The organism is Campylobacter sp. RM5004 (assembly GCF_022369455.1).
Lineage (GTDB): Bacteria > Campylobacterota > Campylobacteria > Campylobacterales > Campylobacteraceae > Campylobacter_E.
Window position 1 is genome coordinate 1,388,988 of record NZ_CP059599.1, and the last position, 12,615, is coordinate 1,401,602.

At 28.2% G+C, this 12,615-nt stretch carries 14 protein-coding genes; 8 read left to right on the forward strand and 6 right to left on the reverse strand.

Annotation, left to right across the window (positions count from 1 at the left end):
* Positions 1–55 precede the first annotated feature (55 nt).
* From AVANS_RS06835 to thrB, 7 genes are read left to right on the forward strand one after another with little or no spacing between them, the layout of a single operon-like run.
* Positions 56–484 (forward strand): chemotaxis protein CheX, encoded by a 429-nt coding sequence (locus tag AVANS_RS06835; protein WP_239817145.1) that lies wholly within the window; start codon positions 56–58, stop codon positions 482–484.
* Entirely contained in the window at positions 484–789 is a 306-nt protein-coding gene (gene fliN / locus AVANS_RS06840; RefSeq protein WP_239817146.1) for a flagellar motor switch protein FliN, read from the forward strand. The genes AVANS_RS06835 and fliN overlap by 1 nt, the downstream gene beginning before the upstream one ends.
* Positions 789–1,589 carry a hypothetical protein gene (locus AVANS_RS06845; protein ID WP_239817147.1) on the forward strand — a complete coding sequence of 267 codons (801 nt, stop codon included), beginning with the start codon at positions 789–791 and terminating at the stop codon, positions 1,587–1,589. Before fliN ends, AVANS_RS06845 begins: the two co-directional genes overlap by 1 nt.
* A gap of 6 nt (positions 1,590–1,595) precedes the next feature.
* Positions 1,596–2,972 (forward strand): M23 family metallopeptidase, encoded by a 1,377-nt coding sequence (locus AVANS_RS06850; RefSeq protein ID WP_239817148.1) that lies wholly within the window; start codon positions 1,596–1,598, stop codon positions 2,970–2,972.
* A gap of 9 nt (positions 2,973–2,981) precedes the next feature.
* Positions 2,982–3,875, forward strand: a complete 894-nt coding sequence (gene lpxC / locus AVANS_RS06855; protein ID WP_239817149.1) for a UDP-3-O-acyl-N-acetylglucosamine deacetylase — start codon at positions 2,982–2,984, stop codon at positions 3,873–3,875.
* A gap of 8 nt (positions 3,876–3,883) precedes the next feature.
* A complete protein-coding gene (locus tag AVANS_RS06860; RefSeq protein ID WP_239817150.1) occupies positions 3,884–4,300 on the forward strand; it encodes a tRNA threonylcarbamoyladenosine biosynthesis protein TsaB in 417 nt (138 codons plus the stop codon).
* 20 nt (positions 4,301–4,320) lie between these two features.
* On the forward strand, positions 4,321–5,199 hold the full coding sequence (gene thrB, locus AVANS_RS06865; RefSeq protein ID WP_239818540.1) for a homoserine kinase: 879 nt from the start codon (positions 4,321–4,323) through the stop codon (positions 5,197–5,199).
* A 53-nt stretch (positions 5,200–5,252) separates the two neighbouring features.
* Here thrB and AVANS_RS06870 read toward each other — a convergent pair whose 3' ends face one another.
* The 3 genes from AVANS_RS06870 to AVANS_RS06880 are packed head-to-tail and all read right to left on the reverse strand — an operon-like array spanning position 5,253 to position 8,420.
* Positions 5,253–7,205 carry an HAD-IC family P-type ATPase gene (locus AVANS_RS06870; RefSeq protein ID WP_239817151.1) on the reverse strand — a complete coding sequence of 651 codons (1,953 nt, stop codon included), beginning with the start codon at positions 7,203–7,205 and terminating at the stop codon, positions 5,253–5,255.
* A gap of 8 nt (positions 7,206–7,213) precedes the next feature.
* Positions 7,214–7,996: an MBL fold metallo-hydrolase gene (locus tag AVANS_RS06875; RefSeq protein ID WP_239817152.1), complete on the reverse strand. Its 783-nt coding sequence runs from the start codon at positions 7,994–7,996 to the stop codon at positions 7,214–7,216.
* A gap of 58 nt (positions 7,997–8,054) precedes the next feature.
* Complete coding sequence (locus tag AVANS_RS06880; RefSeq protein ID WP_239817153.1) at positions 8,055–8,420, reverse strand: helix-turn-helix domain-containing protein; 366 nt, start codon at positions 8,418–8,420, stop codon at positions 8,055–8,057.
* A gap of 118 nt (positions 8,421–8,538) precedes the next feature.
* Here AVANS_RS06880 and AVANS_RS06885 point away from each other — a divergent pair, with 118 nt between their 5' ends.
* Positions 8,539–9,468 (forward strand): cation diffusion facilitator family transporter, encoded by a 930-nt coding sequence (locus tag AVANS_RS06885; RefSeq protein WP_239817154.1) that lies wholly within the window; start codon positions 8,539–8,541, stop codon positions 9,466–9,468.
* Positions 9,469–9,493: 25 nt separating this feature from the next.
* On the opposite strand, the gene AVANS_RS06890 is transcribed toward AVANS_RS06885, so the two are convergent.
* The 3 genes from AVANS_RS06890 to AVANS_RS06900 are packed head-to-tail and all read right to left on the reverse strand — an operon-like array spanning position 9,494 to position 12,567.
* Entirely contained in the window at positions 9,494–10,624 is a 1,131-nt protein-coding gene (locus AVANS_RS06890; protein WP_239817155.1) for a PrpF domain-containing protein, read from the reverse strand.
* The gene (locus tag AVANS_RS06895; protein ID WP_239817156.1) at positions 10,624–11,706 is read right to left on the reverse strand and encodes a PrpF domain-containing protein; all 1,083 of its coding nucleotides are present in this window, start codon (positions 11,704–11,706) and stop codon (positions 10,624–10,626) included. Before AVANS_RS06895 ends, AVANS_RS06890 begins: the two co-directional genes overlap by 1 nt.
* Positions 11,707–11,709: 3 nt before the next feature.
* Entirely contained in the window at positions 11,710–12,567 is an 858-nt protein-coding gene (locus AVANS_RS06900) for an oxaloacetate decarboxylase (RefSeq protein WP_239817157.1), read from the reverse strand.
* Positions 12,568–12,615 lie beyond the last annotated feature (48 nt).

The window sequence follows — 12,615 nt, forward strand, 5'->3', positions numbered from 1 at the left end:
CTTAGCTTACACTTTTCTTTTTTATAATAATTAAAACTTATTTAAGGAAAGATTAATGCTAGATACAATTGATTATTCAGTTAAACATTTTTTTAAACATATTTTAAGAAGTAAATTAGAAACTACAAATTCACTTGATAATGCAGAATATTATGGTGCTAGTATTTGTTTAGGTGATAATGTTAAGGAACTATCTTGCTATTTAATATTTAAAAAAGAAAGCTTACAAGCACTTGCTTCAAGACTGCTTGGCGATGATGCTAAGATGAGTGAAGATGATTATTGCGATTTATGTAAAGAAGTAGCAAACCAAATAATAGGATATGCTAAAAGACTTTTAGCTGATGCTTATGATGATTATACAATTAGTGTTCCTGAGTATTTAGGAAAAGTAAAAGATTTTAAACTTGGTTTTACTCATGAGTTTTTTTATAAACTTGAAGAAAACACATTTTGCGTTGGAATAATTGAGAAGAAAAAATAATGCAAGAAATACAAGAAGCTCCAGCAAGAACACTTAATGCAACTTATGAAGAATTGCTTGATGTTAGTGTTGATTTTATAAGCGAATTAGGCACTACTCAGCTTAGTGTTAAAGAATTTTTAGAGCTTGGAATAGGCTCTGTAATTGATTTAGAAAAACCTGCTGGAGAAAGCGTGGAACTTTATGTAAATAATAGGATTTTTGGTAAGGGCGAAGTAATGGTATATGAAAGAAATTTAGCAATACGTATAAATGAAATACTTAGCTCAAAAACCGTTATTCAATATTTTAAAAAAGAGTTGTGATGAAAAAAATAATTTTACTACTAATTAGCCTAAGTGTTTTTGCAAACAATATAATAAACTACAATATCTATAAAAGAGATGATAGAATTGATGTTATGCTTAGCTTTGATTCTCCATATTCAGCTAAAGATGGAGATATTAGGATATTAAGTGGTAGTGATTATGTAGGCGTTGTGCTAAACAATATCAAAATAGCCGAAAGAAATTCGCAAGTTTTAAATATGCCTTATGTAGAACAATTATTAATGTATCCAGTAGGCGAAAGCACTGTGCTTGAGTTTAAAACAAAAGAAAAGCTTAGTATTATTCCAGCACTTACTAAAGATGATGGATTTGGATTAAGAATTAGAGTATTACCTAAGGCTAATAATCAAAATCTAGCAAATAGTGAAATTCAATACGCTGAAGAAAGTAATATTGATAATAAACTATATTCTATGATAGGAGTTTTAGTAGCTGTTTTATTAATGCTTGTATATGTAAAAAAACAACTTTCTAAAAAAATTAAAATTCCTAATTCAAATTCTAAGCAAAAAGTTGCAAATTTTTTAAATATTAACGAAAATCAAGCAGTAGTTGTGTGCGAAAAACAACTTGATAAAGATAATAAATTTATAGTAGTTGATTATGAGAATTCAAGATATAAATTAATAATAGGAAATACTAATATTTGGCTTGATGCACCAAGTCAAAGTGAAGAAAACTTTGAAACATATTTTGAAGAAAATAAACAAAAACTACAAAACATGATAAAGCAAAACGCTCTAAATTCATACAAAGAAAAAATAAGTAAAATATAAGGAGAATTGATGAGAAGAAATAGAAAAACTAAAATAACCTTATTTTTTTCTATAATTTTAATAGTTTTTATAGCTGCTTTTGTGGCATTTTCTAGCACATTTGAAAGAGTTGCACCTACTATAAGTATAGAAAACAATAATAACGATACTATGTATTGGAATGGAAGAGATAAAATTATCTTAAAAGCAGAAGATAATCTCGGACTTAAAAATATAAAAATTGAATACTCAAAAGACAATAATGAAACTAAAAATATATTAATAAATAAAACAATAAATGCAAAAGATTTTACAGCAGAAATAGACTTACCAAAACCAAAATTTAATGAAAAGCTTGATAGATATACACTTTATATAAAAGCAAATGATAAAAGTTTATGGAACTGGTTTGGCGGAAATACAAGCGAACAAACAATAAATGTAATAGTAGATAACAAAAAACCTCAAGTAAGTGTAATAGCAAACTCATACAATATCACTCAAGGCGGTGCAGCTAGCGTGGTATTTTACGCACAAGATGATAATTTAACTGATTTATATATTGAAGTTAATAATCGTATATTTCAAGTAGCACCTTTTGTAAAAGATGATTATTATATCGCTTTAATAGCTTGGGATTTAAGAGATGGAAACGATTTTGAAGCTAGAATTGTAGCAAAAGATAAAGCTAATAATATTATTAAAGAAAGAATACCTTATTATTATTCTAATAAAAAATATAGAGTTTCAAATATTGAAGTAGGAGATAATTTTATAGATGGCAAGATTAAAGATTTATATGAAGCTAATTCTGATAATTCTTTAAATGATAGAGCTTTAATATTTGATTTTGTAAATGCAAAATTAAGAAGTGAAAATGAAAAAATCATTCATAAAATTACAAAAGTAGTAAGCAATGAATTAGTAAATGATTTTAAACTAAATGCCTTTTTACCACTTAAAAATGGAATGAAAGTTGCAGATTTTGGAGATCATAGATTTTATAAATACAACGGAAATCAAATAAGCGAAAGCTATCACATGGGGCTTGATTTAGCAAGTACAAAAATGGCTCCTATAACATTAAGTAATGATGGTAAAATAGTATTTGCTCAAGATAATGGCATATATGGATTAAACCTAATAATAGATCATGGATTAGGACTTTATACTCTTTATGGACATTGCACTAAAAAAAATGTAGAATTGGGCGATATAGTAAATGCTAAAACTACAATTGCAAATACAGGAACAAGTGGTTTAGCATTAGGTGATCATCTTCATTTTGGGGTATTAGTTCAAGGTGTTGAAGTAAGACCTGAAGAGTGGATGGATTCAAAATGGCTAAATGATAATGTTTTTGGCATTATCAAAAAAGCTAAAGAAATTATAAACAAAAAATAAGGAAAAGAAATGTTACAAACTACAATAGCAAAAGAAGTAACAAATATAGGCATAGGACTACATAAAGGTAGTGCTATAAAAATTACCTTTAGCCCACTAGATGCAAATAGCGGTGTAGTATTTCATAGAACTGATATTAATAAATATTATGAAGCAAATTATAAAAATGTAATAAATACAAAAATGGCTACCGTTATAGGGGATAACGATGGCTATATATCTACGATTGAGCATTTAATGAGTGCTGTTAGTTCTTATGGTATTGATAATTTATTAATTAGTATAGATGCAAACGAAGCACCTGTATTAGATGGCTCTGCAGCAGGTTTTTGTGCTATGTTAGATAGTGCAGGTATTAAGCAACTTGATGCTAAAAAGCAAATTATAGTAGTCAAAAAAGAAGTTAAAGTTCAAGCTGAAGATAAATTCGCAAGTCTTAGCCCAACAACTGCTCCAAGTTATGAATTTAGCATAGATTTTAAACACCCAGCTATTCAAAAACAAAACTATACCTACATAGCAAATAAACAAAATTTCATAAACGAAATTGCAAGCGCTAGAACTTTTGGATTTTTAAAAGATGTAGAGTATTTAAAATCAATCGGTTTAGCTTTAGGTGGTAGTTTAGAAAACGCTATCGTTTTAGATGATAATGGTATATTAAATCCTGAAGGCTTAAGATTTAGTAATGAATTTGTTCGCCATAAAATACTTGATGCTATTGGGGATTTATATATGCTAGGTAAGGCAACTTTTGCAAACTATAAAGCTCACGCAAGTAGCCATGATTTAAACCATAAGCTAACTTTAGAATTATTAAATAATCCTAATGCTTATGAAATTGTTACATTAGATAGCGACACAAATAAAGATTTATTAAAGGCATTCACATTAAACTTTTAATTGTGCCTATGGCAGGACTTATCGGAATATATGATAAAAATAATTCTTTGATTAAAGAAATAAAATTAGAGAATAAAACAAGCGAGTCCTTGCCTACTCTTATGCAAGAATTATTAAATACTTATAGTTTTAGTGAATTAGCTTATGCTAATGGACCTGGCTCATATATGGCTTTAAAAATAGTTTATGTTTTTTTAAGCACAATTGCACTTGTTAAAAACATTCCTTTAAAGGCTGTTAGTGGATTTACTTTTAGTAAAAACAATCTAATTAAAGCTAATAATAATTTATTCTTTACACAAGAAAATGGCAAAATAAAATTAATCAAAAATGATAATTATAAAGATGAGTTTTTTATACCACAAGAGTATAAATTTGATTTTTGTGAAAGTAATTTGCCTAATTATTTTCTACCTGCTATTTAGGATTAAAAATGAAAAATGAAATTATTTTAAAAACACCAGCAACAAGTGCTAATTTAGGTGCTGGATTTGATTGTTTAGGTTTAGCTTTAGATTTTTATAATAAAACTTTAATTAAAAGAAGTAATATCTTTAAAGTTTCTATAAAAGGCGAAGGAGAAGATAATCCTTATCTTAAAAAACACAATCTATTTATAAATATTTTTAATGAAACTTATCAAAAACTAACAGGCAAAAAAGATACTTTTAGTTTTTCATTCATAAACAATATTCCTTTAAGTCGTGGTTTAGGAAGTTCTAGCTCGGTAATAATTGGAGCAATTACGAGTGCATACTATCTAGCAGGACTTAGCATAAATAAAGATAATATATTAAATAATGCTTTAGTGTATGAAAATCATCCTGATAATATTAGTCCTGCTGCTTTGGGTGGATTTGTGTGTTCTTTGGTTGAAGATAATGTCGTTAAATACATTAAAACCGATATTTTAGATGATGTAAAAGCAGTTGTTTGTATTCCAAATAAACCAATTTCTACGAATGTTAGTAGAAGTGCATTGCCTAAGCATTTAAGCCTTGCAGATACTAGCTTTAATATAAGCAGAAGCTCGCTAACTACAGCAGCATTTATGAGTAAAAATTATGAAATGCTAAAATACTCAAGCTATGATAAATTACATGAAAATCGCAGAATGAAAGCAATTCCTGAGCTTTTTAAAATCCGTGAAATTGCTCGTAAAAATGGAGCTTTGATGAGTAATTTAAGTGGTTCGGGTTCTACATTTTTTAATCTTTGCTATAAAGATGATGCTAGTAAATTAAAAAATATATTAGAAAATGAATTTTCTTCTATGAAAATCTTAGAACTAAACTTTAATAATACAGGCGTAATTTATGAATAAAGCAAATTCCTAATTCAAATTCTTTGAAATTTTTATGGAATTTGAAATAGGAATTAAGATTTTAATTCTTTAAATAAAAGCAAAGAATTAAACACAACAATAAGCGATGAAATACTCATAAGCATGGCACATAGAGCTGGATTTAAATGCAGATTAATCTCGCTAAAAATCCCACAAGCTAGAGCAATCCCAAAAAAATTATAAAAAAACGATATGAATAAATTTTGCTTAATTTTTGAATATGATTTATCAAATATCTCAAAAAGTTTTTTGATTTTGATTAAATCATTTTCTAAAAGCAAGGCATCGGCTTTATTTTTAGCAATCGCATTTGCTTTGCTAAATGATATTCCAAAATTAGCCTTTCTAAGTGCTTTTATATCATTTGCACCATCACCTACAAAAACCGAGCTTACACCTAATTGTGAGATTATCTCAGCTTTTTGCACAGGACTTACTCTATAATAGTATTCATCTATATTAAGCTTTTTAGCTAAATCAACTACTTTGTTTTTACTATCTCCACTAATTATTATTATTCTTTTTCCTAGTGATTTTAAAAACTCTATTAATTCTTTTGCGTTTTTATTTAGCTCATTTTCTAAAGTGATTTTGCCTATAAAGCCATCATTTTTATAACACATCAAATCATTTTCAAGTGGCTCTATCCTTACCTTTACACTCTCATCTTCATAATGCAGTACATTATCTTGCAAATAACTTTTGCCATTTAATGCCAAAAAATCATTAAAATTATTTGTAATACTTTTTGCTATCGGATGATTTTGCAAGTTTTCAATACTTGCGATTAGCCTAAAATCATCGTAACTTAAATCATGTTTTATTGCTTGAATGTCATTTGTAAGTGTGCCTGTTTTATCAAATATAAAGCATTCTATGTCTTTTATAGAGCTTATTAATTCTGGATTTTTTAAAATTATCTTTTCTTTAAAGCATAAATTAATACAAATTGCTATTACCATAGGAATTGCAAGTCCTAAAGCACATGGGCATGAAATTAACAGCACACTACTAACATAAAAAAACACCTTTGATGAATCTATAAAATACCATGCAATTCCTGTAATACTAGCAATTATACAGATAATTAATACAAAATATCTGCTAATTTTATCAACCATTTTAAAGGCTTTTAGCTCTTTATTACTAGCTTTCATTGCTTCATCTTTTAATTTTTCAAGTGAGCTTTCATAATACTCACAACTTGCTCTCATCCTTAAAACTTCGCCATCATTAATGCTTCCAGCGTATATGAAATCTCCTGCTTTTTTAATTAGGCTTACACTTTCTCCACTTATAACGCTTTCATTTATTAAAGCATCGTTTAAGCAAATCCCATCTACTAATATTTCTTCGCCATTTTTTATAATTAATTCATCATTTATGCTTATTTCATTAGCTTTTAAAATCTTGCTACTTGCTAAAGTAATGTTTGGAATTTCGTTTGGAGCAATTAATGAATTGGCTTTTGCTTTTGCCTTGTTTTCAATAAATTTGCCAAGTCTAATCACAAAGCAAACAAAAGTGCTCTCAAAAAAGAAATGATGATGAATGCTAAAAAATGAATAAAAATAATTTATGCTAATTCCAAGCACTACTAATAAATCCATTCCATAACTTTTATGAAATATCACTCTTTTATAAAAATCATAAGAAAGTAATATGGCAAAACTTGCAATCAAGCAAGAGGTAAAAAAGCTAAAATCAATAAAAGTTAAAACGCTAAAAATAGCTAAAAATACTAATCTAGTGCCTTCATAGGTGTTTTTGGCTTTGATTTTATCAAGGCTAACTTCAAAGCCTAATTTTTTGATAGCAAAAATTAATTTCTCGCTATCAAAATCATCATCTACACTAAATTCGCCAAATTTATTTATGAAATCAACATTCGCTGTCAAAGCGCCTTGTTTTAAAGCAGCTTGTTTTATAGAATTCGCACAATTTACGCAATGCATTCCGTTTATAAAAAGTTTTATATTTTTCAAATTATCTCCTAAAAAATATAAGTTTCTCCATCTTCTGGAATTAAAACTCTATTGTTTAAATTATTTTTATTTACAAAATCTCTTAAATCATTTCTAGTTAAAACACAATGATTTATTGCTTCTAAATGAACGGCTATTATTTTGCTTGTTGATATTTTTGCAATATTTTTAATATCGTTTTCATTCATAATAATACTATCATCAAATCCTAAAACCTTAGCATTTCCTGCATTTGCTATGACAATATCATGATTTTGGTTTAAAGTATTTATAACATCATCTGTTAAAACACTATCTCCTATCAAATACACACTTTTACAATCTTTTGCACTAAAAACAATTCCCATAGTATCGCCTAAAAGTCTTGCTAATTCATCATTTTTATATATTTCTTCACTTCCGTGCTTTGCTTTTGTTTTTCTTAATTTTACTCCTTGAAACTCTAAATTATCATTTAAAATCTCAATATCACTAAAGCCATATTGTTTTATAAACTCATAATCTTGTTGGTTTTGAACTATCATTTTTAGATTTTTATTCATTTTCAAACATGCAAATTCATCAATATGATCTAAATGATTATGAGTAATTATTACAGCATTAACATTACTTAAAACTTCTTCAAGACTAAAAGGCAAATCCACTAAAGGATTTTTCAAATGCGAATTATAAGTATTTGCAAATCCTTCATAAGAGCCCTTTGGTGCTAACATAGGGTCTATTAAAAAACAGGTATTATTGATTGTAATTTTCACACATGCACTTCTAATTAATTGAACTTTTGTATTCATAATTTCTCCTTAGATAAAATTAAAAATACATATTAATTTTTTTGAAAATAATTGTCAATTACTTACTTTTTTGTAAGTATTGCAAAGCTTCTTCGCTTAATAAATGATAGGTATTATTTTCTTGCATTATTTGAGTGCCAATTTGCTGAAAAATCATAATAGCTTTTAACATTTCTTTTCCTCTATTAGTAAGAAAATATTCTACCTTTAAGGGATAACCATCATAATTTATTTTATCTATTAAGCCATCTTCTTTTAGTTCTTTTAGGTGTTGAAGGAGCATTTTTTGGCTAATTCCAATTATTTCTTTTTGTAATTTTGACAAAGATGCATTACCTAAACTTAATTGAAAAATAATTATGCTTTTCCACTTTCCACTTATAGTTTTTGCTGCGACTTGCAAAGGACAAGTGATTGTTTTCATAATAACTCCTTTAATAAATATTACATAATTAAAAACATTAATTCAATACAAACAAAAAAGTAAGTAATTTACATTATTTATAATATGTATTAAAATTATTAAAACTAAAGGAGCTAAAATGAATACTTTAATTCACGAGCCTATCAAAAAGCATTGCGAACATTCACACGATCATTCACACGAACACTCGCATAATCACTCTCATAATATAGATTTTTCAAAAAATAAAAAAGCTTTATTACTTAGTTTTATAGTAACTTTTGTAATTATGATAGTTGAAGTAATTTATGGATATTTAACTAATTCTTTAGCCTTAATCAGCGATGCGTTGCATATGATAACACACGCATTTGCATTAATAATTAGCTATTTTGCAATAATTTTAGCTAAGAAAAAAGATGATTTTAAAACTTACGGATATTATAGAGCTGAGATAATTGCTGCTTTTATTAATGCTATCTTAATAGCCATTTTTACACTTTTTATAATTTATGAAGCAATAGAAAAACTATTAAATCCAAGCGAAATTGATATTTCTACAATGCTTATCGTAGCTAGTTTTGGAACATTAGCAAATATTATTAGTGCTTTATTATTAATGAAAGCAGATACAGATAATTTAAATATTAAATCAAGCATAATTCATATGCTAAGCGATTTGCTTAGCTCGGTTGCAATTATTGTAGGCGGAATTATCATTTATTATACTAATTTTTATTTTATTGATACAATTTTGGCTTTAATGATTGCTTTAGTTATTGCTAAATGGTCTTTTAATCTTTTTAAGCAAAGTTTGGATATTTTACTTGAAGGCTCTTTTATTGAAATAAATAAAATAAAAGAATTTATCTTAAGCAAACACTCTAGCATAAAAGATATTCATGATATTCATATTCACTCAATCTCGCAAGATTATCACATACTAACAGCTCATATGATGATTGATGATTTAAATAATTTTCAAGATATTATAAAAGTTCTTTCTCATTCACTAAAACATGAGTTTAATATCCATCACATTACAATTCAACCTATTTTAAATTCTTAGAATTTAAAATAGGAATTTAGCAATCTTAATAATCTTTTCTAGTAAATACAAAACCTTGCATTAAGCATCTTGCAGTTCTAATCACGCTTACGCTTTCATCATCAATAAAGCCTGTAATTGTGCCACTTGGATGAGCTATTACTAATTCATTAGAAAAATTACTTAAATGCTCGTTAATTAATGTTCCTTTTGTCTTTGCAGCCATTGAAATACACACCGTTCCTGTAACTGCAATTGATGGGTGTGGGCGTTGCATACTCATCATTCTAACGCATACATTAACACTATCTTTACTAATCTTAGCACCATTTGTAGCTTCATAATCTTGCACGAAATCTACTAAGCAAGCTTTAGGAACTGAAGGGTTTTTCACTGTTGCTTCTTCTTTTTTCGCTAAGCCTATTAGCTCACTTGCTATACTTCTTACTTCTTCAATTTTATCAAGCTCATTTTGTGGAATTTCTCCGTATAAATCGCCACTTAATAAATCTTTAGCCTTCATAAATACAAGAGCAGCACCTGCATCAACTATGCTAATCTCAATATTGCCAAAACTTGAATTTATTACTTGCTTAGCTTCTTTAGTTGGCAATAAGCCTTTATTCATAGAGCCTTCAGGATTAATAAAGCCTAATTTAATCTCACTAGCACTATTAGGAACTCCTGCTATTTTTGTATCGCCGTCTGGATTAAAGCTCTTTAAATCATCGCTTAGCTTAAATCTAGCTTTTAAATACTTATTTGTATTAGTATTTAGTATCCTAACGCAAATAATATTATTTTCTAAATCGCATTCATCTTTAATAATGATTTTTTCATACATTTTAGGATTATTTAAATCAATTAAACCCAAATCATAAGCAAAAGCACCAACACAAGAACTAATATTTCCACAATTGCTATTAAAATCAACCACTTCTTTATCAATACTAACTTGAGCAAAAGTATAGGTTAATTCATCGTTTTTAATATCAACAATAGCCACCTTTGAAGTTACCGAAGCAGCACCACCAAGCCCATCAATTTGCTTTGTAGCAGTTCCCATTACATCAGGTAAAAACTCGCTCCATTTTTCTCTTGCTGGCATATCTTTTTCATAAAAACAAACAGCCTTAGATGTCCCACCTCTATAAATACTACATTTAAACTTTCTCATTAAATCTCCTTTATATAAATAAATCCGTCCATTATTCTTCTTGCACTTCTTTTAAGTCCAACGCCTATTATTTTACCATTTTTTATTTCAACACTAACACTTACAACACCTAAAAAGTGTTTAATTCTTACGTCTTGAATGCCATTTTCTATCATTTTTAATCCGCTTAACTCATTTGCTAAAGTTCCACCTTCAAGTGCTGCAACAGCTAAATTATAAAGCCCACTAGCAGGTGAGCTTTTGTGAAGATTTCTAAGGCTTAAAACCCTAATTCCTATATCAAATTCTTCTTTGTTATCGCTTTTAAAAATAGCAGCTATTTTTGGAATTGCTTGATTTTCACTTAACTTGCTTTCATCTTCTGCAAAGCCTAATTTTATAGTGTAAAAATCTCTTAAATTATTTAATCTTTCTAAACTTAAATCCTTACTAAATTCATCATAATTTTTAGAAAAATCCAAATCAAAATCAAGTCCATTTACATATAAAAATGGATTTATTAAATCAAGTAATGTCGCTCTAATACCATTAAAATCACTAATTTTACCTAGTGGATATTTTTCTCCTGTTTGCTCACCACCTGCATCTTTTATAAACACATTAGCAAGCGAGCAAGTGCTGCTTACTCCTTGCATTATTTCATCACCTATTTCAGCAAACTCGCCATTTTTTAGCTTCGTGCGAACTTCAATGATTTTTTTAATATTTGTATTAAAAATCCTAATACAAACATTACTAGCCCTACTATCAAAACTAAATAATTTTTCATTAATTGCATATGCTGCAACAGCTGCAATTAAATTACCGCAAGTGCCTTTGTTATCAACACTATCCTTCATCACGCCGACTTGATAAAATTCCCATTCAATATCATAATTTTTATTATTAGTTTGTTTAATTACACAAACTTTATTAGTAGATGATATCGAACCACCTAATCCATCAACTGCGTTTTGATTTACACAATCTATTGCACCTTTAAAGATATTTGCCCATAATTGCTTATCTTTAGGTAAATCGGCTTCATTAAACATAAGCCCTCTGCTAGTGCCACCCCTATAAACACTGCATTTAAGTTTCATCTTTTATCCTTTATATTTATTTTCTATTTCCATCCATTTATCAAACTCGCAAATTCTATTGCGCTCTTTCATAGATATCATTAAATGCTCTGCATTTGCTGTTGTGCCAGTAGTTTTTAAATGATTTAATAAATCATTCATACCCTTAACTGCTGCTTTTAGCGTTGCATTTGCATAAAGAACTATATTAAAGCCCATTTTTTCTAATTCATCATTTGTTAATATCGGAGTTTTTCCACCTTCTACCATATTTGCTATATGATAGCCTTTTACTAATTTTGGTAATTGTGCCATTTGCTCAACACTAGTAGGCGCTTCAATAAATAATATATCAGCTCCACTTTCTAAATAAGCATTAGCTCTAGCAATTGCATCATCAAAACCATTTACAGCAATAGCGTCAGTTCTTGCGATTATTAAAGTATCGTATTCTAAAGCATCTTTGCAAGCTTTAATTTTAGAACACATTTCTTCTTGGCTTATAATCTTTTTACCTTCAAAATGTCCACATCTTTTAGGAAGTTGTTGGTCTTCTAGTTGAAGTGCTGCTATTTTGTTTTTAGAAAATTCTTTTGCAGTTCTATAAACATTTAAAGCATTTCCGTAACCATTATCTATATCTGCAATTACGGGAAGATTTGTTGCATCGTTTATTCTTTTTGTATTTTCTAGCATTTCATTCATGCTAACTAAACCTATATCAGGATAGCCAAACTGCATATTTGCCATACCTGCACCCGTTGCATACACTACATCAAAACCTGCTAACTCAATAAGTCTTGCATATAAAGCATTTGCAGCTCCGGGTGCTACTAATAATTTGTTTGATTTTAAAGCTTCTTTTAATATTTTTGCTTTCATGAAACACTCCTTTTTGTTATAAAGTGTTTCATATTAACATAAAATAAT

Coding starts and splice junctions, on each gene's coding strand:
- AVANS_RS06835 (WP_239817145.1), top strand. CDS start 56: ATGCTAGATACAATTGATTATTCAGTTAAACATTTTTTTAAACATATT.
- fliN (WP_239817146.1), top strand. CDS start 484: ATGCAAGAAATACAAGAAGCTCCAGCAAGAACACTTAATGCAACTTAT.
- AVANS_RS06845 (WP_239817147.1), top strand. CDS start 789: ATGAAAAAAATAATTTTACTACTAATTAGCCTAAGTGTTTTTGCAAAC.
- lpxC (WP_239817149.1), top strand. CDS start 2,982: ATGTTACAAACTACAATAGCAAAAGAAGTAACAAATATAGGCATAGGA.
- AVANS_RS06860 (WP_239817150.1), top strand. CDS start 3,884: ATGGCAGGACTTATCGGAATATATGATAAAAATAATTCTTTGATTAAA.
- AVANS_RS06875 (WP_239817152.1), bottom strand. CDS start 7,996: ATGAATACAAAAGTTCAATTAATTAGAAGTGCATGTGTGAAAATTACA.
- AVANS_RS06880 (WP_239817153.1), bottom strand. CDS start 8,420: ATGAAAACAATCACTTGTCCTTTGCAAGTCGCAGCAAAAACTATAAGT.
- AVANS_RS06885 (WP_239817154.1), top strand. CDS start 8,539: ATGAATACTTTAATTCACGAGCCTATCAAAAAGCATTGCGAACATTCA.
- AVANS_RS06890 (WP_239817155.1), bottom strand. CDS start 10,624: ATGAGAAAGTTTAAATGTAGTATTTATAGAGGTGGGACATCTAAGGCT.
- AVANS_RS06895 (WP_239817156.1), bottom strand. CDS start 11,706: ATGAAACTTAAATGCAGTGTTTATAGGGGTGGCACTAGCAGAGGGCTT.
- AVANS_RS06900 (WP_239817157.1), bottom strand. CDS start 12,567: ATGAAAGCAAAAATATTAAAAGAAGCTTTAAAATCAAACAAATTATTA.